Origin of the sequence: Bacillus cereus group sp. BfR-BA-01383, assembly GCF_022663495.1 — a bacterium.
GTDB classification, from domain to species: Bacteria; Bacillota; Bacilli; order Bacillales; family Bacillaceae_G; genus Bacillus_A; species Bacillus_A cereus_AU.
Window position 1 is genome coordinate 66,841 of the sequence record NZ_JAKUFP010000004.1, and the last position, 22,683, is coordinate 89,523.

A 22,683-nucleotide genomic window follows, 5' to 3' on the forward strand; every position below is an offset into this window, starting at 1 on the left:
GGTTATATAATTGAGACAAAAAAGGTATACACCTAGGTGGGGCCTAGGCGGTGTTTTCAATTTTACGGCTTAGACATAAAAAAACACCTACTCTTTTTTGCCAATATAGGGGATGGAGAGATTATCATGAGCAACATGCAGCAAAAAACAGACGTTATCTTAATCGGTGCAGGAATTATGAGTGCAACGTTAGGCTCATTGCTGAAAGAATTAGCACCAGAATGGGAAATTAAAGTTTTTGAAAAACTCGCGAGTGCCGGGGAAGAAAGCTCTAATGAATGGAATAATGCAGGTACAGGGCATTCTGCGCTATGCGAACTTAACTATACTTCCGAAAAATCTGACGGATCTATAGATATTAATAAGGCTGTAAAAGTGAATGAGCAATTCCAGCTTTCAAGACAATTTTGGGCATATCTTGTAAAAAGAAATTTAATTCGCAACCCGCAAGATTTTATTATGCCACTACCTCATATGAGTTTAGTACAAGGGGAAAAAAATGTAGAGTTTCTAAAAAATCGTTTTGAAGCGCTTTCAAAAAATCCGCTATTCCAAGGAATGGAATTTTCTGATGCTCCTGAAACATTAAAAAAATGGCTTCCACTCATTATGGACGGCCGTACATCGAATGAACCGATCGCTGCAACGAAAATTGACTCTGGAACAGATGTTAACTTTGGTGCATTAACACGCATGTTGTTTGATTACTTACAAACTAAAAATGTCGAGCTAAACTACAAGCATAGCGTTGAAAATATTAAACGCACAAAGAACGGTTTGTGGGATGTAAAAGTACATGATATGAACAGTGGAAAAATCGAGCATCACACTGCAAAATTCGTCTTTATTGGCGGCGGTGGTGGTAGTCTACCTCTACTACAAAAGACGGGTATTCCTGAATCAAAACATATCGGTGGATTCCCAGTAAGTGGACTATTTATGGTATGTAAAAATCAAAAAGTTGTTGAGCAACATCATGCAAAAGTATACGGTAAAGCTAAAGTTGGCGCTCCGCCAATGTCTGTTCCTCATCTGGATACGAGATATATAGACAATAAGAAAGCTTTACTGTTTGGACCATTTGCAGGTTTTTCACCTAAATTCTTAAAAACTGGTTCAAACCTTGATTTAATTGGCTCTGTAAAACCAAATAACGTCTTAACGATGTTAGCAGCTGGTGTAAAAGAAATGGGATTAACAAAATACTTAATTCAGCAAGTTATGTTGTCACACGAAAAGCGTATGGAAGAATTACGTGAGTTTATTCCAAATGCGAAAAGTGAAGATTGGGATATTGTAGTTGCTGGGCAACGTGTGCAAGTAATTAAAGATACTGATGCTGGCGGTAAAGGAACGCTTCAATTCGGTACAGAAGTTGTTAGTGCGGCTGACGGATCAATCGCTGCGTTACTTGGCGCTTCTCCAGGTGCTTCTACTGCCGTTCACGTCATGCTTGAAGTATTAGAAAAATGCTTCCCAGGCCGTATGCTTGAATGGGATTCAAAAATAAAAGAAATGATCCCTTCTTATGGCATTTCACTAACTGAAAATCCAAAGCTATTCCAAGATTTACACGCTTCTACAGGACGTGCACTTGGATTAAACGAAAAAGAAACTGTTCATAATTAATGAAGAGATCAAAAAACGTCCGATATATTCGGACGTTTTTTCGTTTCTAGAAATCGTACTTATCAATATTATCCTTTGTAAATACGACTCGTTCTGGAAGTACGATAATTCCGTTTCCTTCCGCCTCATAGTCATATCCCTGAATAGAGTTTGGCTCTACCTTCACTTTGCCAACTCCTTTTACTTCGAAGCTATCCCCTACTTTTAGCTTCTTCCCTTTTACAACAATTTCATTTGCAACATACGTAGCGAGTGCACCTTGTTGTTTTACATCCCATAGTCCGAATTGCTGTACTGTTCCTCGTTTTACATAATCGCGCATGACGTTTGGCGTAGAAAACCCTGTTACAACTACTTTTTTATCCATTTTCAAATTTTCAGCTGCTTGCGCCATTGCCGGAAGTGCCGTTGCATCTGGACAAATAACCGCATTAATATCAGGATACGTTTTTAATATATTCTCCCCTACTGATAACGATTTTTGTGCATTATTCTCACCGTACTGCGTCGTTACAATTTCCCAGTTCGGATATTTCTTTTTAATAATTTCTTTCGCTTTCGTTACCCATTGGTTTTGATCTGTTACTGTTGGGCTAGAATAAAAGAATGCTACTTTCCCTTTATCTCCAATTTGCTTTGAAGTCATTTCTATTAATAAATTAGCAAGTTGGTCTGGCGTTCCTTGGCTTATATAAAAAGAACGATCTTTCGGATTCACATCAGAATCCCACGTTAACACCGTCATCCCCTTTTTCTTAGCACGTTGCAGTGATTGCGATAGTCCATCCACTGACGTAGATGAAACCATAATCACATCGTAGTTTTGGTTAATAAAATTATTTATATATTTTACTTGACCTGATACGCTCGCTTCAGACGGTCCATCATACTTCACTTGTACGCCTAACTTATCCCCCATCTCTTTTGCTCCTTCACCGCCCGATGTGAAGAAACCAACTCCAGTTAATTTAGGAATGAATGCAAATTTCACATCATCTGCTTTTTTCTTATCTGCCGTTTGACTAGAGCAAGCAATTAAACCGATTAAACAAATACATACAATCAATACAATCCTCAGTTTTCTCTTCATGACATTTCCCCCTTATGCAAATTCCTTCTTTTCCCCATTGTGAATAGATGTAATTTGAAATGTCTCATAATAACTGAAAGAATAAGGATAATACCAATTACTACATTAGATTGTTCATTTGTTAAACCTGTCATTTGTAGACCGTACTGCATAAGTCCAATGAAAATACTAGCAAGTACAGTACCAAAAATACTACCTTTTCCACCTGTAATAAGTGTTCCGCCTAATACGACTGCCGTAATGATTGGTAAAATTGTTTCACTTCCAATATCAGCACGTGCGGAACCGAAATATGCAGTTAAGAAAGCTCCCCCTAATCCACCTCCTAACCCAGAAAGTATGTAAGCAATGATAACTACTTTTTTCGTTTTGATCCCGGTGTATTTCGCTGCATCTTCATTCGCCCCTGTTAGTTTTACATGGCGCCCATATATCGTTCGGTGAAACAATACCGTAAAGGCAACTGTTAATAATATGAGTAACCATAATAAATTTGGTATACTTATAAAACTACCATTAGCTAGTTGTACATAAGCGTCAGGTAAACCACTAATCCCTTCGTATCCGGAAGCACCTGAGCCTCCTGAAATAACGAGTGCAATTCCTCCGTATAAAAACATCGTTCCGAGTGTAACAACAAGTGGTTCTACATCTGTCATTTTTATAATGAGTCCGTTTAAAGCGCCTGCTAAACAACTAATTATTAAGGAGATTATGACGGCTAGCAAAATAGGTATTCCGTTCATCCAAAGTACACCAATCAAAATCGAAGTGAGCCCCATTATAGAGCCAACTGATACGTCAATTCCTCCTGTTACAATAACGAAAGTCATTGGTACCGCCGCAATTGCTATAAATAGAAAATCATTTGTACTAAAAAGGAGATTACTTACGTTGAAAAAATCACTATTTAGAAAACTAAAGAGAATGAATTCTATAAGAAGCAATACGATTAGAACACCTTCCCATCTGTAAAAATACTTCATAGATTCATCCTCCTTTCTGATTTCCACTTTTTCATAACACTATCCAATATGATGATAAGTAATAATAAAAAACCTGAAATAGCATTATTCCAAAATGCTGGTATCTTTAAAAAGACGAGTGAACTGCTTATTGTTTCTAAAAATAATGCTCCTAATGCGGCTCCAAATATAGATCCTGTTCCTCCTTTTAAATGAATCCCTCCTAGTACAGCGGCGGCGATTACTTGTAATTCTAATCCTGTACCTGTTTGATTTGGAACGAACCCGATATTCATAACAAATATGCAACCAGCAAGCCCGGCACTTATGCCTGAAATCATAAAAGCGTATATCTTTACTTTATTTACAGGTATTCCAATAAGTCTCGCACCGTCTTCATTATCACCAACCGCATAGAAGTACCTTCCGTATGGTACTTTCATTAAAAAGAAATATAGTAGTAATAAAATAATAAGAACACTCCATACTGTGATTGGCAAGCCAAGTATAACGAGGGATGACAGCTGCTTAAAATCGTTTGGAATATCTTCAATCCACTTTCCGCCTGTGAAGATTAACATCGCACCTCTAATGATTCCTAGCATGCCTAACGTCATAATGATGGCCGGTACCCGAAACTTTGCCACACCAATCCCGTTTACGAAACCGATAATAGCGCCAAGTAAAATAGCAGCAAATATAGACAAAAATGCACTATAGCCATTCGTTAACATCATTCCGCAAACCGCCGCGCTTATTCCCATAATCGAGCCAACTGATACGTCTATATTTTTCGTGAATAAGACGAAAGATTGGCCAATTGCTAGAACGACTAAAATAACACTTGATTTCATTACTAAAGATAACGAGTTAAATTGAACAAAACTAGGATTTATTATTCCAACTATGGCTATATAAATTAGTAATAACAGTATGATAGATGTTTCGTGCATTTTAAACATACGCTTCATTCCGTTACACCTCCGTATGCAAGACGTGTAACTTCATCTACACTTATTTGTTCTTTCTCCAAATGAGAAACAAATTGCCCATTTCGCATTACATATACACGGTTTGCTAATTGGACTATTTCCTCAACATCTGAAGAAATGAATAATACAGCGAGTCCTTCCCTCTTCATTTTCTCTATCGTCTCATACACTTCAAGCCTTGCTTTCGCATCAATGCCACGTGTCGGTTCATCGAGAATAATAATTTTTGGATTACATGCGAGATATTTCGTAAGCACGACTTTTTGCTGATTACCTCCCGATAAAGATGCCAGTTCTTCATTTATATTCGATACAACAATTCGGAACTGTTCTATAAACGACTTTACTAAAGCGCTTTCTTTTTCTTGATTAATAAAAAAACGATTATTTTGCTGTAAACATGCTGCTGTCATATTTTCTTTCACAGATGCAATTGAAAAAATCCCGTTTCTCGCCCGATCCTCTGGCACGTAAACTAGTCCTTCGCTTATCCTTTTATGTAAAGAACATGTATCAATTGATTTTCCTTCTAACAAAATTGAACCTAATTTTATAGATTTCAATCCAAATATCGCTTCTGCTAATTCCGTTCTACCTGATCCAACAATGCCAGCAATACCTACAATTTCTCCAGCATGTACAGTGAATGATATATTTTCAAATGCGTGACCATTCACATCAATCACTTCTAATATTTTTTCCGTCCTTTCTGTCTCGTGAACTACTTCTTTTTTCTCTTTCTGCTTATACCCTTTTGGCAATAGCCCCTCCATCAATATGTCATATGTATAATCACATACATCCCCTTGGTTTGTAATCATTCCATCACGTAATATCGCTACTTTATTGGCAATTTCAAAAATTTCTGGAAAGCGATGCGTAATGTATATCATTCCAATTCCTTTTTCTTGTAAACTTTTCAGCAACACAAAAAGACTCTTCATTTCGTGAGTTGTTAATGTCGATGTTGGCTCATCTAATATAAGAATCTCTGCTTCTCGTATTAATCCTCTAACGATTTCTACTAATTGTTGCTGTGCAATGGATAGCGATCCCCCTAGCTCATTCAGGTCAATATTCCAACCTAAACTGGCAATTAATTGCTGAACTTTTACCTTTAGTTTCTTTCTAGTCCCCTTTAGTCCAATACATATATTTTCTTCAATGGTCATATGCGGAAAAATGAGAGGTTCTTGTGGTATTAAGTAAATACCTTCTCGGTGTGCTTCTTTTGGATTTGCAAACTGCTGCCTCATACCTTTTACATACATTTCTCCACTATCATACGAATATAAACCCGTTAATATTTTCATTAATGTTGATTTTCCAGCACCATTTCCCCCAACTAAAGCGTATATATCACCACGCTCTACTTGTAAGTTCACTTCTTTTAGTACAAGTTGATTTGAAAACGCCTTACTCATTTTCTTTACTTGTAATAAGGGCACGTTCTCCACATGATGTCACCTGCCTTTATGCAGAACATTTTTTGAGAAAATGATTATTTGTTCTACTTGTTTTGTAGCATTGTATATTCCTTTTTTCATATCTAGAACACTTTTTTCACCAGACTATTAATCGTTTCAACTGGAATAAACAAAATATACGGCACATATGTTTAAGCATTGGTCAATTGTTGAAAGGGATGAAGAGTATGTCACAGCTGAACTTTGAAGAAAATTTATTAACAAAAGTAGCTTGGTACTATTATAAAGATCAATTAACACAACAAGAGATCGCCTCACTTCTTCACATTTCAAGAAATAAAGTGGTTCGGTTATTAGATAAAGCACGCAGTGAAGGTATCGTGACATTTCACATAAAAGGAACTGGTTTACACTGTTTAAGCATTGAACGTGACCTAATGAAAAAATTCCATTTAAAAGATGCTTTCATTATCCCTACTCCAATAGACGATTATGCCGCTTCTCTCGGAAAAGCTGCTGCACAATATTTAGAAACCCAGCTCCAGCAAGGAGATTTACTCGGTATTGGCTGGGGAAAAACAATTAGCAAAATGCTAGAAAACATTCATTTTGAAAGTTCTATAAACCTTTCAATCGTAACACTAACAGGCGGAGTAAATCACTATCTCCCGAGAAAACAAAACTATTTACACTACATGCAAGGCGATCTTCACATTATCCCTACGCCGTTTCTAGCATCTACAACTGAAATGGCACAAAGCATTCTATCAGAACCGAGTGTGAAAGATATGCTTCATGTTGCTTCACTTGCTCAAACGGCAGTTGTCGGTATTGGCGGTTTATCTCAAGATGCCACTATTGTGAAAGAAGAAAAATTAACGCTACGTGAAATGACATATATTCGTAGCCAACACGGTGTTGGCGATATTTTAGGACAGTTTTATAATACGAATGGAAATTTATTAAATCTTCCGCATCACAACCGCCTAATTGGCACGCCTCTCTCTATTTTGCGCAATATGAATCATATCGTTGGTGTTGCTGGAGGCATTCATAAGATAGACGCCATTTATGGGGCTTTAAAAGGGAAGTTTATTCATACATTAATTACTGATGAAGAAACAGCGCTCTCTTTATTACGAAAGGACGGTGATTCTTAATGTCTACTTTATTAGCTTTCGATGCTGGTACAGGAAGCATTCGAGCAGTTCTTTTTGATTTACATGGCAATCAAATTGCTGTAAGTCAAAAAGAATGGATTCATAAATCTGACTCTCGTTACCCAGGCTCTATGAATTTTGATGTAAAAGAAAACTGGCAGCTTGTACAACAGTGCACGAAAGAAGTTATGCAGAAAAGTAATATATCTCCCTCTTCTATTCAAGCTATTAGCGCTACAAGTATGCGTGAAGGTTTTGTTCTATACGATAAAAACGGGCAAGAAATATGGACCTGTGCAAATGTTGATGGGCGTGCATCCGCTGAAGTTAGCGAACTAAAAGAAATCCGCTCACATCTTGAGGAAGATTTATATAAAAGATCTGGGCAAACCTTTTCATTAGGCGCTTTACCTCGTCTACTTTGGATTAAAAAACATGAACCCGAAGTCTATAGCAATATTCATTCTTTTACGATGCTAAATGATTGGATTTTATATAAATTAAGCGGCGTACTACAAATCGATTCTTCCAACGGGTGTACATCCGGTATTTTTGACTTACAAAATAGAGTTTGGGATAACGATGTCGCTAAGGAGTGTGGTTTAACTCTGCCTTTTTCACCAAAAGTAAATGAAGCTGGCACTGTAATCGGTAATGTTACGAAAGAGTGTTCCGTATTAACTGGTTTACGGGAAGGGATTCCTGTCGTCGCTGGCGGCGGTGATGCACAAATGGCATCACTCGGAACTGGAGTTGTTAAGTCAAATCAAACATTCATATGCGGGGGCAGTTTTTGGCAACAAGAAGTGAATATTACAGAGCCGATAACGGATCCACAAGCTGCAATTCGTGTGAATTGTCACGTCGTTCCGAACTTATGGCAATATGAAACGATCGCCTTTTTCCCTGGTCTTGTTATGCGCTGGTTTCGAGATGCTTTTTGCCAAGAAGAAAAGAAACTTGCTGAAAAACTCGGTGTAGATGCATATGAATTATTAGAAGAACAAGCGAAAGATGTTCCGGTCGGATCACATGGCATTATCCCTACTTTTTCAAACGTCATGAACTACATTTCTTGGCGTCATGCCGCACCTTCTTTTTTAAATTTAAGTTTAGACGCTGACAAATGCGGTAAAAAAGAATTGTTCCGCGCTATTGAAGAAAATGCCGCCTTCGTTACACTTGGCAACTTAAAACTAATTGAAAATATTACAGGTACGTTCCCTTCCGAAGTCATTTTTGCTGGGGGTGCCGCTAAAGGAAAACTATGGCCACAAATTCTATCAGACGTACTCGGCATTCCTGTAAAAGTACCAGTAGTAAAAGAAGCAGCTGCTTTAGGAACTGCAATTGCTGCCGGAGTTGGCGCTGGAATATATAATTCTATGGAAGAAACCGCTATACAGTTTGTACAGTGGGAAAACATATTCGAGCCAATTACTGAAAATCACGAACTATATAAGGAGTTCTATGAAACATGGAAAACTGTGTATGACAGTCAGCTCGCTTTAGCCGATAAAGGACTCACATCACATATGTGGATTGCACCAGGTGCTCTGTAACACATTACATAAAGTGAAACTTTAATCAGTGGGGGTTTTGTTCCCCCCCCACTGATTATTAGTTGAACCAATCGGGCGTTTACGGGCAGTTGATCTCCCACCTAACTTCTTTGCTCCAGCCAAATTTTAAGATGGAAGTTTTACTGCCCGTTAATTCGGGATAAAGGAGTGAAATGTATGCTGAAAGTGAATGAAAATGACTTCTCCTATCGTTTCGGTGATAACGGACCAAAATATTTAATACAAGGTCCAAATATTGATTTAGGCCTTGTCGTAATCCAGCCTGGACAAGAATTTCAAAACCATTTTCATACAACATGTGAAGAAGTTTTTTATGCATTAGAAGGTGAAATAGATTTCTATGTAAATAATGAAAGAGTTCCAATTAAACAAGGCGATGTCCTGCAAGTTCGCCCTCATGAATCTCACTATCTTATTAACCATTCTGACAAACCTTTTAAAGCTGTTTTTATAAAGTCACCACATTTACCAAATAAAGATACTGTACAAACGAAAAATCCAACATTAACGAAGGAGTGATTCCTAATGACTTGGGGATTTAAAAATCGATTAAATACAATTTTACCTGATGGTAGAGCGGTAATGTTAGCGATAGACCACGGCTATTTCTTAGGACCAATTCACGGACTAGAACAACCACTTGAGACAGTTAAAAACTTGCTTCCTTATACAGACTCCCTCTTTTTAACGCGCGGTGTACTTAGCTCTTGTATTCCTGAAAACTGCAACACACCGATGGTAATGCGTGTATCAGGCGGAGCTACTGTCATTGGTAAAGATTTAGCGAATGAAACAATTGTTACACCTGTAAAAGAAGCGGTTAAACAAAACGCAATTGGCGTCGGCGTTTCTGTTTTCGTCGGATCAGACTATGAAACACAAACCGTTACGAATCTCGCAAACGTAGTTTCAGAAGCTCACGATTACGGCCTGCCAGTTCTCGGTATTACCGCAGTCGCAAAAGAACTACAAAAACGTGAAGCTCGATTTCTAGCACTTGCTTCTCGCGTATGTGTTGAAATGGGCGCTGACATTATTAAAACGTACTACTGCGAAGGATTCGAAAAAATTACGAGCACATGCCCTGCACCAGTCGTCATCGCCGGCGGACCGAAACTAGATTCAATCGAAGACGCATTAAACATTACGTACAATGCGCTGCAAGAAGGTGCCATCGGCGTAGACATGGGCCGAAACATATGGCAATCCGAACATCCAGCTGCGATGATTCAAGCGATACATGGTATTGTGAAGAATGGATTGAATGTGAAAGAGGCGCTGGAACTTTATGGTGATGTGAAGAATTAATGTAAAAAGACAGACTATATATTAGTCTGTCTTTTTTGTTAAACTATAGAAAAGGCGGAATGATTATGCAACGAATGACTTTTGAACGCCCTACCGATCATTATGATGAACGCTTATACTCAATCGATGAAAAAATTTGCGCCCTATTAAAAGAACGAAAAGAACTTTCAAATGGGAATCCAGGCTTTCCACATGATGAAGCAATTTATAATTGGGCGAAGCAATACGGATTGTATCCAGATTATATAAATTCATTATTCTCTTCCATGATGGACGAAGAAGAATTTAAACCTCGCGTTGAACCAGCTAAGTTTCTAAAACATATACCTGTTTTTAAAACCTATGAACATAAAGGCATCATGTATACTGTTACCTTTATTCGTCAATACTCAAATGCTAGTGTAGTTTATTTGTTTAGCGATTGGGATTCCACGAATGAAGTTTTTAATGAAGATAAGCCTCATAATTTCTTTCAATTATCAATAAATGATACATACGATTGCTGGTCAGAAGGTAGTGGCGGCACAGATGGACATATGAGTCATCATTTCGTTGTATCTCCAGTTCTTCCTGATAATCTATCTGGAATAAGCTTACGATTTAAAGACCGAAGTATGCCGTTTATGAAAGATCAAGCTGTACTTGAATTTGAAATTCGGTTGGATTAATAAAAATAGAAGCTGTCTCTTAAGTCGAATTTTTGACTAAAAGACGCTTCTTTTCTACTTTGGTGTTCCATTAAAGAAATTATTCAAATGATAACAGACCCATTCAAACAATTAATCTTGATGAGCATCATTATGTTTTGAAACTTTCTTACCTTCTCTATAATCAAGACAAGAAACTTCAATTAACAAGCCATTAAATACTGAAAAATAAAAACCATAACTACTACCTCTCATTGTATAAGGTTCCTTGTCTATTTCAATGCCTCCAGCTACTAAACGATTATATGCTTGATCAACTTCACTTGAAGTTTCCACCAAAAAACCAATATGAAAAGCTTCCGGATACATAACTTCCTTATTCCCCTTAAATGCTTTTGGATCACTTAGCACAAGTATAAATCCACTCTCATCACTCATTACTACAAGTGCCTTTCCCTTTTGCTCCAAAAATTGAAAATCAAAAAATGTTTCAAAGAAATGTCTCGCTTCTGATAAATCATCAACACATAGATTCAAATGATTCAACTTCATTCACTCATCTCCTTTTAAACAAGGGTTATACGATAATATATTGCCCCATATTAATAACACCTGAATGTTAAAGGGGTGTATTCAAGTGTTCATTTTTTAATAGTCTAATACTTTTTTTTATCGTCTAGAACGTTTTTTCAATGAAACATTTGTAATGAATGAAAAACTTTCTATCATTCCTATTCTCCCAGTACTAAAAAAGAGGATACATGTTAGCTTCTACAACATGTATCCTCTACTTATATTTTACGACTGCTGATAAGCCGCTTTCGATGATTTCACATAATAAACACCATGTTCAACGTTAATGATATGATCTGGTTTTGGTTTACCACGGCTTGCTCTATGTCCAGCTAAATGTTCTTCACTCGTTTCCCAGTTTTTCCAAGCTTCTTCAGATTCCCAGCGAATCATTACGACTACTTCTTCGTCTCCGCGTCTTACTTTTTTCACGAGAACACTTAAGTCGATGAAGCCTTCAAATTTTTCAATAATACCTTCTCCAGTGAAATGTTCTACAACTATATTTGATGTACCTTCTTTTACTGTAAATGTCTTCGTTTCGATAAACATATTTCCCACTCCTTCTTTGTAATACGAATACTAGTATTCTTTTATTATAATTGATTATGATAATTATTTTCAATTATAAAATTTTAAGTTTTTAGAATTATGCAGATTTCCCTTCAATCGGCTCATCTAAAAATTTAAAATACGGAAGTACTATCCCGATTAAAGAAGTGACACATATAATCGAACCGATGATAAGGTATAATACTCTCACTCCCCACATTTCACTCAGTATTCCTCCTAATAACACACCTAAGGGCATAGCGGATCGTATGAAAAATAATCGCACTGAAAATACTTTTCCTATCATATTGCTTTGGACTGATTGTTGGCATATCGTCGTGTTATGAATATTGAAAAATGCAATGCAAATACCTGCTATTACTTCAATTATTATCGCAATGATAATGCTATGATTAAACCCTAGAGAAATGTATGTGAGCCCTCCTACAAACAATCCTCCCAGCATAAGTATGCGCCGACTTTTATATATTACTTTTCCAACTAACATGGATCCAACTACATAACCAAGTGGGAATCCTGCCAGGAAGTAACCGTACTCTGCATATCCCGCTGACAGCTCATCTTTTATATAAGGAAGGTTTGTGACCATCGTTACTCCTACTCCGAATTGCACGAAAGTAAGGAAGACCCCTAGCCAAACGATTGTTGGTTTTGTAAAAAAATATGTAAAACCGTGAAGAAACTGTTCAAGCCACGTTTTTCTTAGTTCTTGTTTTACCCTTGCTTCTTTTATAAAAAATAACAAACCTCCACTTATAAATAAACAAACGCAAACAAAAAATATCGTTAATTTGAGCCCAATGAATTTAATAACGATACCACCTAATACTGGCGCAAGAAACATCATAAGGCGAGTCATTCCATCAATATACCCATTTGCATCTTGAAGGTGCTCTTTACTTACAATGCTCGGTGTGATTGCTTGACTTGCGGGTGTATAAAGCGGCGTAATGAGCCCGATTATGATTTGAACGACATACACGTGCCAAACTTCTATACTGCTACTAATTAGCATGATTAAAGGTAGTAAGAAAACAGTTGCCCGTATCCATTGTGAAAAAATCATAATCCACTTTCGGCTCCATTTATCTATGAATGGGCCACTTATTAGTTGTAGTATGAGAGACGGGATAAAATATAATAACCACATACTGCTTAACGCCGTTTTCGATCCTATTAACTCATATACAAGAATGGAATTACATAACGTTCCGAAAGCCCCACCTAATTCTGAAATCGCGCTACCAATCCACATAAAAAAGAACGAACGATTTTTCAATACGCTTTTCACTATAACTCACCAACTTTTCTATTAAATTCCTCCCTTTATGTACATTCTCGTTGTATATTATCTATTCAAAAACGCTTCTAATTCTTTCGCTAACGACTGCACTGCTTTCTTCCTCAATACATATTTTCCATCGTGTATATCAACTAGCTTAGCTGCACGTAACAGTTTCAAATGATGATGTACTGTCGATTTACCAAGTTGCAATCTTTCCGTTATTTCCTGCAATGTGCGTTCTTTTTCAAACAACATTTTTACAATGCGTAATCTCGCTTCATCCCCAAGAGCCTTATGTTTTTGAACTAAAAAATAATTTGGTCCATATGGATCTTCAGGATGTATGCTTTCGTTCGCAACTGGATAATGAAATACTTTCGTATCTTCAATATCAGCTTCTATATTCCACGGTCTGTACGTCATTTGCGGGATAAGAAGTACGTGATGAACACTTGGTTCTGGCATATAGTTCACTCCACCAGTGGCCCACTCGACAAACTCTTCTGGTTTCATCTTTTTATTCATTTCATTCTTTGCTTCATAGTCTCGCTCTAATATAGAAAGAATTTCTTCCTCCTCTTTTTTAATAACACTCTCATACCATCCTGTCATTACAGCGATTAAGTGATTTTTTAGTTCTTGTACATCTACATCACATATAAAGCCAATATACGTAGCGAAAAACTGATGGTCATGTGTTAGTTCCTTTAGTTCGTGTATTGCACATACGTCTCCCCTTGCCGCTAATCGTCTTGTTTCTTGATACTTTTCTCCTAAAAATGGTAAACATATATACTTCAACTCTTCTTCTGAAAGCGAATCAATTTTAGCATTAAACTGCGATAAGTCTTGAAAATCCCCTTCATACAATAACTGTAGCAACGCTTTCCACGTATTATGTTCTTCGACAAACTGTAAATGTTCTCTCATCTCTTTTGTTAATGATTCCCTAATTTCTTCCCATTCGCTTTGAGATTTTTCGAGCGTGTCTATTAACCTCTTATGAGTAATTGCCGCAATGCCAAGTGCACATTCGAAAAGTATCGAATACTTCATTTGAATGTTGTATGTTTCCCTTTTTCTACTCGTTACGTGAAAGACTTCCATTTTATCCCCTCCTTGTTTGCTATGTATTGAATTCTATTTTTTTCGAACTAAACCTTCTATTTTTTTAGAATTTTAAACTTTTTATACTTACAATCCTTTAAATTCAATAATTCATTGAACGCAAAAAAACGTAGTTTAGTTGTAAACTACGTTTTTTATTGATTATAAATTTTTTGATCGTAATTAAAATTCATTCACCACTTATCGATTCATCTGCGCATCATTTAATAGCACAATTATTCCACTTAACATTTCTTCTGTAAAAGCACCTGCGCTAAAGTTCACTAACGCTCGTAACGGCATGTAGTTTAGCATAGCACCCATCATTTCAGAAGTATCACTATCCCCTTCAGCCATACTACCAAACGGGCTGTCTTTTAATGCCTTTTCTATAAGCTCTTTTGCAATTGGTGCTAAAACTTGGTCCGCAAATATGTCCCCTAGTAAAGTATTACGATGTACTGGTTTTCGGATTATAGTCGTTGATTGAACATATATGCTATCATGTAAAATTATCTCTCTTGAAGACTTTCCTACTAAAATTTCGAATTCACCTGTTTCAACATGCCAATCTTTCAATTCAACATTATAATAAGCAAATGATCTTTTATTTAAAGTAAAGCTAACCATTTTTTCTTCTCCCGGCTGCAATTCCACTTTTTCAAATCCTTTTAGTTCTTTTTCAGGACGAATCATTGTGCTTTCAACATCTTTTATATAAAGCTGAACAATTTCTTTACCTGCTGTACTACCAATATTTTTCACGTTTACACTTACAGAAACAGTCTCTATATCCTTTATTTCTTTCTTATTAATTGAAAGATTACTATACTCAAAGTTTGTATAGCTTAATCCAAAACCAAATGGGAACAATGGTTCAATATTTTTCGTATCGTAATAACGGTATCCTACGAACACGCCTTCTTTGTATTCCACTTTGTCACCTTCACCAGGGAAGTTTAAGTAAGAAGGGTTATCGCTTAAAACTTTCGGGAATGTTTCCGCTAATTTTCCGCTTGGGTTCGCATCACCAAATAATAAATCAGCAATCGCTCCGCCTAATGCTTGACCACCTAAATAGCCTTCAAGTATTCCTTTTACTTTACCTATCCAAGGCATTTCAATTGGTGCACCGTTACTTAAAACTACAACGATATTACTTTGAACTTCAGCAATAGCCTCAATTAATTGCACGTGATTTTCTGGCATCTGTAAATGTTTTCGATCAAAGCCTTCAGATTCATAACGATCTGGAAGTCCAACGAAAAGGACCGCTGTATCTGCTCGCTCTGCTATTTTTTTCGCTTCATTAACCATGCTTTCATTTACATCATCACTTGCAATATCATAACCTTTGGCAAACAATATGTTCGTTTTTTCACCTGATACCGTTTCAATTTCTTCGAGAATACTTTCAAGCTTTGTTGGATTAATATGAGAACTTCCACCGCCTTGATAACGTGGTTGCTTTGCAAATCCTCCAATTACTGCTACCGTTCCCTCTTTTTTCAATGGAAGGATGGAATCTTCATTTTTTAACATAACCATACTTTCACTTGCAACTTCTCTTGCAAGCTGATGATGCTCGTCCTTACTATACATAGCGTTTTCTAATTGGTTATCAGCGGCTTTAAAAATAATGTAAAGAAGACGCTCAACTGCTTGGTCAAGCTTTTCTACACATAGCTTACCACAATTAATTGCTTCAATAATTTTCTTCTCACCAATTCCAAAGCTTGAAGGCATTTCTAACTCCAAACCGTTCGCTAAACTTGCGACACGCTCATTTACTGCGCCCCAATCAGATACGACAAAGCCCTCAAATCCCCATTCATCTTTTAAAATATCATTTAACAGATATTTATTTTCCGAAGCATATTCACCATTTACTTTGTTGTAAGCACACATTACTGTCCAAGGCTGTGCTTCCTTAATAACATCTTCAAAACTAGCAAGATAGATTTCACGCAATGTTCTTTCATCAACAATTGTATCTACAGACATTCTGCGATGCTCTTGATTATTAGCAGCGAAATGTTTTAATGATGTTCCAATTCCTTGGCTTTGTACGCCTTTAACATGATTTACAGCCATTTGTGATGATAAATACGGATCCTCTGAAAAATATTCAAAGTTTCTTCCGCATAGCGGCGAACGTTTAATATTTGCACCTGGCCCAAGGAGAACACCTACATTTTCCGCCTGACATTCTTCTCCTAGCGCAACTCCTACTTCATTTATTAAGTCTTTATTCCATGTACTTGCTAATCCTACTGCTGATGGGAAACAAGTCGATGGAATACTGTTATAAATCCCTAAGTGATCTGCTCCTTCTGCCTGTTTTCTAAGCCCATGTGGCCCATCAGTTACCATAATAGAAGGAATTCCTAATCGCTCAATCCCTTTTGTATTCCAAAAGTCTAATCCAGAACATAGACTTGCCTTTTCTTCTAATGTCATTTGTGAAATGATTTTCTTAATATCCCTTTTCATGGTAGCCCTCCTAAAAATAATTAAGTAAACGCTTTCTTAAGGTTATTATAATTATTATTTTTTAGATATTATGGTATATTTTTTAGAATACTTGTAAAAAATTTAGCTAATTTTTAAAGGATAGAGGTTAAAATAATGAATTGCTCCAAACTAGAGGATTTATATTATATTTGTAAACTAGTCTTTGACATACATAAAACACCTATCTATTTTCTTAATAACAAAGGAGATTTAGTATTTGAAATCTCGTCCAATATTCAGCATAACCCTATGTATTCTTCAAAAGAGGCGATACTTAATGAACTATTTAAGGAACAGCCTCCCTATACTTTTCCATCACTAGAAGAGACTGCCTTTCTCGAAAATTTTTTCGCAATTAATCTGCGTTTGAACGACCAAATTAGTGGTAATATCATTGTTGGACCAGTCCTTTATTCCAGGCTAACAGAAACATCAATTAAAGGAATTGTTAATGATCTTCAACTAAAAATAGACAAAGAAGAAATGATTCGATATTATCGTTCTCTACCCGTATTAAATAATTTGAGTTTTTTAAATATAAGTTTAGTACTTTATTACATGCTGTATCAACAAAAATTAGATGTTGCTGATATTTTGCAAAAAAATATACTGTTAAAAAAGAATGATTTTGAAATTGAACAGCCTGATATACATATATCGGAACAACGACAAAGTACATTAACTCATATCGATCCACTAGCTGAGAGGAAAATATTTGAGTGTATAAAGCAAGGGAAAAAGGAGGATTTAATTAAAAATCTAAGGAGATTACCTGAATCAGGAGAGCTTGGGGTGTTATCAAAGACAAGTCACCTTCGAAGCCAAAAGAACTCCGCCATTGCAGCCATTACACTTGCAACTAGATCTGCTATAGAAGGAGGACTTTTCCCTGAAATCGCATATACTCTTAGTGATTTATTTATACAAAAACTTGAAGAAATACATAAAAATGAAGCTATTCCCCCTTTTTTGGAGAATGCTTTACTCGAGTTTGCAGAACGTGTCAAAAATGGTACAATGCAGCAACATTCAAAACCTATAAACGTATGTCAAAATTATATATTCACTCATCTTTATGGTGATATTACACTAAATATCCTTGCAGAAATAGTCACATTAAACCCTAGTTATCTATCTTCCCTTTTCAAAAAAGAAGTTGGAATTTCTCTAAATGACTATATTCAGCGCGCTAAAGTGGATGAGTCAAAAAAGTTAATGACTTATACGAGACATTCTATATCCGAAATTTCTACATTACTAAATTTTCACGACCAAAGTCATTTTACAAAGGTCTTTAAAAAGCATACTGGTATTTCACCTAAACAATTTAAAAATGGATGCAGGTATTAGTTGTCCTTCATTCCGGCAATAGATTTATTTTGTTGCTTTACATTACTAATAAATAACTTTATAAAGCGAATAAACATTAATTTTTAGTACATTAATTGAAATAAATTGATCCCAAACATAATTTACATTCTTCATAACTTCTGATAACAATCCAAATTTGGAAGAATAGAGGCTTTTTTATATACAAATAATAAACCTCAAGGAGTTGTTGACATGCATTTTATATTAAATATGTTAGGGATTTTCATTGTCATATTATTTGTTTTCCTATGTTCGCCTAATAAAAGAAAAATAAAATGGAGACCAATCGTTATTCTAATAATATTGGAACTTTTTATTACATGGTTTATGTTAGGCACGAAGCTCGGCAGTATTATCATTAATAAAATCGCGTCATTTTTCAGTTGGCTACTATCTTGTGCAAATGAAGGTATTCGATTTGCATTTCCTTCAGCTATGGAAAATCAACACATTGATTTCTTCTTTAGCGCGTTACTTCCTATCATTTTTGTTATTACTTTTTTCGATATTCTTTCGTATTTCGGAATCTTAACTTGGATTATTGATAAAGTAGGTGCAGTTATTTCAAAGATTTCTCGTTTACCAAAGTTAGAAAGCTTCTTTTCCATTCAAATGATGTTTTTAGGAAACACGGAAGCACTTGCGGTTGTTCGTGATCAATTATCTGTGTTAAAAGAAAATCGTTTGTTGACTTTTGGAATTATGAGTATGAGTAGCGTCAGCGGATCCATTCTTGGTGCTTATCTATCAATGGTTCCAGCAACATATATTTTCAGTGCTATTCCTTTAAACTGTATTAACGCATTAATTTTAGCCAATGTTTTAAATCCTATAGAAGTTACGCAAGAAGAAGATGTTATTTATTCACCTTCAAAACATGAAAAAAAAGATTTCTTTTCTACTATTTCAAACAGTATGTTAGTCGGGATGAATATGGTTATCGTTATTTTAGCTATGGTAATTGGATATGTAGCATTAACAGCATGTTTAAATGGGATTTTAAGCTTTTTCGTAACAGGTTTAACAATTCAAAAAATCTTCTCCATTATCTTTAGTCCTTTCGCTTTTTTACTCGGTTTATCAGGAAAAGATGCTATGTATGTAGCTGAATTAATGGGGATCAAAATAACAACGAATGAATTTGTTGCCATGATGGATTTAAAATCAAATTTAAAGTCTTTACAACCTCATACGATTGCCGTTGCAACAACGTTTCTAGCTTCTTTTGCTAACTTTAGTACAGTAGGTATGATTTACGGAACTTTCAATTCATTATTTGGCGGGGAAAAATCAGCAATAATCGGTAAAAATGTTTGGAAACTTCTTGTGAGCGGGATGGCTGTTTCTTTATTAAGCGCTATGCTTGTTGGGCTTTTTGTGTGGTAAATAAATACTCGCTTCGTTTTCATAACAAAAGACACCCAAACTAAATTGGGTGTCTTCACATTATTACTTCTTCTTTTATCATTCTTATTTTCGAATCTGTCCATTTCCACGTATCACATATTTTGTGGAAGTCAATGCAGGAAGCCCCATTGGTCCCCTTACGTGTAGCTTTTGTGTACTGATACCAATTTCTGCTCCGAATCCAAATTCAGATCCATCTGTAAAACGAGTTGATGCATTATGATAAAGTGCTGCCGCATCAACAGAAGTGAAAAATTTGCTGACATTTTCCTCGTTCTCTGTAATAATCGCTTCGGAATGCATAGATCCATACGTATTTATGTGATAAATCGCTTCTTCAACAGAAGAAACCACTTTCACTGCTAAAGTGAGAGATAAAAACTCTGTTTCCCAGTCTTCTTCTGTAGCAAGTATAATAGAAGAATCCATTGCTAATGCGTTCTTATCGCCACGTATCTCCACGCCTCTTTCCTTCAAGGAAGAAAACAATTCGCTACCAAATTGCTGCGCCCAATTTTCATGAAGTATAATCGTTTCAATTGCATTACATACAGATGGACGCTGCGTTTTTGCGTTTATAATAATATCAAATGCCATTTGTTTATCCGCTGTTTCATCAATAAAAACATGACAATTTCCCGCACCTGTTTCAAGTACTGGAACAGACGCTTCTCTTACTACAGTATCGATTAACTGCTTGCCACCTCTTGGAATAAGAACATCCAAGTAGTCATTTAATGTAAACAACTGCTTCGCACTATCTCGCGTTGTATCTTCTATGAGCTGTACGCTTTCTTTAGGCAAGCTCGTTTGTTTGAGCGCTCGGTGAATTACAGCAACGATCGCTTTATTAGAATGAATAGCAGAAGAACTACCACGCAATATTACTGCGTTTCCTGTTTTCAAACAAATTGTAGCAGCATCCACAGTTACATTCGGTCTTGCCTCGTAAATCATTCCGACAACACCAAGTGGTACGCGCATCTCCTGAATAGATAGTCCATTTGGTCGTTCCCATGCACTTACACATTCTCCAACCGGATCACGTAAATCAATTAGCTGCTTAATCCCCTCAGCCATATCAATAATACGCTGCTCGTTCAGCATAAGGCGATCAAGGAGAGAATCAGAAAATCCTTTTGCCTTACCTTCTTCGATGTCTCGTTTGTTTTCCTCTAAAATATAAGCTGTTTCTACTATCAATTGATTCGCAATTGCGGCAAGTGCTTCGTTTTTTTGGTCTGTAGATTTAAGCACAAGTTCTCTAGCAATTTCTTTTGCTGTTTTACCTTTTGCTAACACTTCATTCATTTTTATTTCCTCCTTTTTAAAGGTTACAGTTTGAGAGCCGTTTAACACCAGTATCTAAATCTTTCCTGCCTATTAAAATTAGAGCTCTCTCTATCCTTAAAATGAAACCCAATAATCCCTATGAATGACTTCATAACTATGCCTTTCGCCTCTTGCTTGAATATCTTGGCTCTGCATACCTTTTAAATCTCTTAGTTCCTCTGCACTATATGTGCATTGTCCTTTTCCTATTACGCGCCCTTGTTGCGTGATTACCTCCACAACTTCGCCCACTTGGAAAAATCCTGCAACATTCGTAACCCCAGCAGGGAGAAGACTTTTTCCATGCTGAATGATGGCAGTAGCTGCCCCCGCATCTATTTCAATTTGTCCGCTAACAAGCGAATGTAAGGCGATCCATTGCTTGTTCATCTTAATCACTTTTTGAGGGGCATTACCGATATATGTTCCATCACCTTTCCCCTTCAAAACATCTAAAAATTTCTCTTGTCCATGTCCTGTTCCGATAAATACACTCACACCAAGAGATAGTGCCATTTTTGCAGCATCAATTTTTGATTTCATACCGCCAGTCCCGAGTTTTGAGCCAGCATCTCCTGCAAGAGAAGCAATTTCTTCCGTTACTTCAGGGAGGAAATAATATTTTTTCGCATCCGCATTTTTCTGAGGATTTTGGTCATATAAACCGTTCACATCCGTAAAAATCATGAGCATATCTGCCGACACAAGTCCGCTTACTAAAGCTGATAGCATATCATTATCACCAAACGTCAGCTCCTCTAAAGAAATGGAATCATTTTCATTGATGATAGGAAGAGCGGAACGGTTTAGTAACTCTCCTAAAGTAGCGTACGCATTACTGTATTGTTCTTTTCTAGAAAAATCACTTCTCGTTAGTAAAAGTTGCGCAGTAACGATACCATATTTACGGAATTCCTCCGTGTACGCCTGCATTAACAAACTTTGTCCGACAGCTGCTGCAGCCTGTTTCCCTTTTATTGTCACAGGTCTACTAGGATAGCCTAGAGCAGAAAAACCTGCAGCGACGGCTCCAGATGTAATTAACAAAACCTCGTGACCTTCTTCTTTCAGTCTTGCCAATGCGGCAACGTGATCTGAAAGCTGTTCTTTAGAGATGCCTCCATGACTAGCTGCCAAGGAACTGCTCCCAATCTTTACAACAATTCGTTGTTTTTTCATTTTTGTACCCCCCAAGTCTAAAATCAAAGTTTTTTATAAATTACACTTCTATTCATTCAGTTTGCAGCTATGTCTGTTCTCATCAATGCTGCACCTAAGTATTTAAGAGCAAAATAAAAATGACCGCTTCGCCCTTAATAAAATAAAAAGGACGAAACGGTCATTGTTCCGCGGTACCACCTTAATTGATATACATAGATATCCACTTGGCGCCTATAACGCAGGCGAACGCCTAAACTTTCATTTAAGACTCAGGGATAGGTTCGATACATTCTATACGAGGAATCTTTCAGCCGGTGAATTCCACTCTCTTTCGCAAGAAGACATATGTACTATTTCCCTTCAACGATTTTCAATCTAATTTTTTTATATTATGCGATATAGTTTATTTTTGTGTCAAGAGGTATTTTGAAAAATGAGTAGTACGATAAGTTTCGTGTATGAAATTATGAACATACTGGATGAACATCACCACATCTAGAAAAAGTTGATATAACTATGCTCATATACATAAACATAAAACCTTAAAAAGGCCCCCCTG

At 36.4% G+C, this 22,683-nt stretch carries 19 protein-coding genes and 1 other annotated feature; of the genes, 8 read left to right on the forward strand and 11 right to left on the reverse strand.

Features of this window, described 5'->3' with window-relative positions; genetic code table 11:
- Positions 1-126: 126 nt before the first annotated feature.
- Positions 127-1,629 (forward strand): malate:quinone oxidoreductase, encoded by a 1,503-nt coding sequence (locus MR065_RS05845; protein WP_242212837.1) that lies wholly within the window; start codon positions 127-129, stop codon positions 1,627-1,629.
- A 46-nt stretch (positions 1,630-1,675) separates the two neighbouring features.
- On the opposite strand, the gene lsrB is transcribed toward MR065_RS05845, so the two are convergent.
- The 4 genes from lsrB to MR065_RS05865 are packed head-to-tail and all read right to left on the reverse strand — an operon-like array spanning position 1,676 to position 6,133.
- Positions 1,676-2,719: an autoinducer 2 ABC transporter substrate-binding protein LsrB gene (gene lsrB, locus MR065_RS05850; RefSeq protein ID WP_242212839.1), complete on the reverse strand. Its 1,044-nt coding sequence runs from the start codon at positions 2,717-2,719 to the stop codon at positions 1,676-1,678.
- A complete protein-coding gene (locus MR065_RS05855) occupies positions 2,716-3,705 on the reverse strand; it encodes an ABC transporter permease (protein WP_242212841.1) in 990 nt (329 codons plus the stop codon). The genes lsrB and MR065_RS05855 overlap by 4 nt, the downstream gene beginning before the upstream one ends.
- On the reverse strand, positions 3,702-4,655 hold the full coding sequence (locus tag MR065_RS05860) for an ABC transporter permease subunit (RefSeq protein WP_242212842.1): 954 nt from the start codon (positions 4,653-4,655) through the stop codon (positions 3,702-3,704). Before MR065_RS05860 ends, MR065_RS05855 begins: the two co-directional genes overlap by 4 nt.
- Positions 4,652-6,133, reverse strand: coding sequence for a sugar ABC transporter ATP-binding protein (locus tag MR065_RS05865; RefSeq protein WP_242212844.1), 1,482 nt, complete (start codon positions 6,131-6,133; stop codon positions 4,652-4,654). Before MR065_RS05865 ends, MR065_RS05860 begins: the two co-directional genes overlap by 4 nt.
- Before the next feature lie 179 nt (positions 6,134-6,312).
- Between MR065_RS05865 and MR065_RS05870 the strand changes: the two genes are divergently transcribed.
- From MR065_RS05870 to MR065_RS05890, 5 genes are all read left to right on the forward strand, one after another.
- The gene (locus tag MR065_RS05870) at positions 6,313-7,263 is read left to right on the forward strand and encodes a sugar-binding transcriptional regulator (RefSeq protein ID WP_242212846.1); all 951 of its coding nucleotides are present in this window, start codon (positions 6,313-6,315) and stop codon (positions 7,261-7,263) included.
- The gene (gene lsrK, locus MR065_RS05875; RefSeq protein WP_242212848.1) at positions 7,263-8,825 is read left to right on the forward strand and encodes an autoinducer-2 kinase; all 1,563 of its coding nucleotides are present in this window, start codon (positions 7,263-7,265) and stop codon (positions 8,823-8,825) included. Before MR065_RS05870 ends, lsrK begins: the two co-directional genes overlap by 1 nt.
- 177 nt (positions 8,826-9,002) lie before the next feature.
- Positions 9,003-9,365, forward strand: coding sequence for a cupin domain-containing protein (locus MR065_RS05880; RefSeq protein ID WP_098991775.1), 363 nt, complete (start codon positions 9,003-9,005; stop codon positions 9,363-9,365).
- A gap of 6 nt (positions 9,366-9,371) precedes the next feature.
- Complete coding sequence (gene lsrF, locus MR065_RS05885) at positions 9,372-10,154, forward strand: 3-hydroxy-5-phosphonooxypentane-2,4-dione thiolase (RefSeq protein ID WP_242212849.1); 783 nt, start codon at positions 9,372-9,374, stop codon at positions 10,152-10,154.
- Between the two features lie 65 nt (positions 10,155-10,219).
- The gene (locus tag MR065_RS05890; protein WP_242212850.1) at positions 10,220-10,822 is read left to right on the forward strand and encodes a hypothetical protein; all 603 of its coding nucleotides are present in this window, start codon (positions 10,220-10,222) and stop codon (positions 10,820-10,822) included.
- A 111-nt stretch (positions 10,823-10,933) separates the two neighbouring features.
- Here the strand turns inward: MR065_RS05890 and MR065_RS05895 are convergent, their stop codons facing one another.
- From MR065_RS05895 to MR065_RS05915, 5 genes are all read right to left on the reverse strand, one after another.
- A complete protein-coding gene (locus tag MR065_RS05895; protein ID WP_097903823.1) occupies positions 10,934-11,353 on the reverse strand; it encodes a VOC family protein in 420 nt (139 codons plus the stop codon).
- Positions 11,354-11,599: 246 nt separating this feature from the next.
- On the reverse strand, positions 11,600-11,926 hold the full coding sequence (gene hmoA, locus MR065_RS05900) for a heme-degrading monooxygenase HmoA (RefSeq protein ID WP_071711829.1): 327 nt from the start codon (positions 11,924-11,926) through the stop codon (positions 11,600-11,602).
- 97 nt (positions 11,927-12,023) lie between these two features.
- Positions 12,024-13,238, reverse strand: coding sequence for an MFS transporter (locus MR065_RS05905; RefSeq protein WP_242212851.1), 1,215 nt, complete (start codon positions 13,236-13,238; stop codon positions 12,024-12,026).
- Between the two features lie 57 nt (positions 13,239-13,295).
- On the reverse strand, positions 13,296-14,339 hold the full coding sequence (locus tag MR065_RS05910; protein ID WP_242212852.1) for an ArsR/SmtB family transcription factor: 1,044 nt from the start codon (positions 14,337-14,339) through the stop codon (positions 13,296-13,298).
- A gap of 201 nt (positions 14,340-14,540) precedes the next feature.
- Positions 14,541-16,832 carry a glycoside hydrolase family 3 C-terminal domain-containing protein gene (locus MR065_RS05915; protein ID WP_242212853.1) on the reverse strand — a complete coding sequence of 764 codons (2,292 nt, stop codon included), beginning with the start codon at positions 16,830-16,832 and terminating at the stop codon, positions 14,541-14,543.
- Between the two features lie 135 nt (positions 16,833-16,967).
- Between MR065_RS05915 and MR065_RS05920 the strand changes: the two genes are divergently transcribed.
- Together MR065_RS05920 and MR065_RS05925 are read left to right on the forward strand one after the other, a co-directional pair.
- Positions 16,968-18,203, forward strand: coding sequence for a helix-turn-helix domain-containing protein (locus MR065_RS05920; RefSeq protein ID WP_242212854.1), 1,236 nt, complete (start codon positions 16,968-16,970; stop codon positions 18,201-18,203).
- Between the two features lie 213 nt (positions 18,204-18,416).
- Positions 18,417-19,610, forward strand: a complete 1,194-nt coding sequence (locus tag MR065_RS05925; protein WP_242212855.1) for a NupC/NupG family nucleoside CNT transporter — start codon at positions 18,417-18,419, stop codon at positions 19,608-19,610.
- Between the two features lie 84 nt (positions 19,611-19,694).
- Here the strand turns inward: MR065_RS05925 and MR065_RS05930 are convergent, their stop codons facing one another.
- Together MR065_RS05930 and proB are read right to left on the reverse strand one after the other, a co-directional pair.
- Complete coding sequence (locus MR065_RS05930) at positions 19,695-20,942, reverse strand: glutamate-5-semialdehyde dehydrogenase (RefSeq protein ID WP_242212856.1); 1,248 nt, start codon at positions 20,940-20,942, stop codon at positions 19,695-19,697.
- A 96-nt stretch (positions 20,943-21,038) separates the two neighbouring features.
- Entirely contained in the window at positions 21,039-22,142 is a 1,104-nt protein-coding gene (proB, locus tag MR065_RS05935) for a glutamate 5-kinase (protein WP_242212857.1), read from the reverse strand.
- Between the two features lie 144 nt (positions 22,143-22,286).
- Positions 22,287-22,497: a binding site (T-box leader), on the reverse strand.
- Positions 22,498-22,683: the final 186 nt, after the last annotated feature.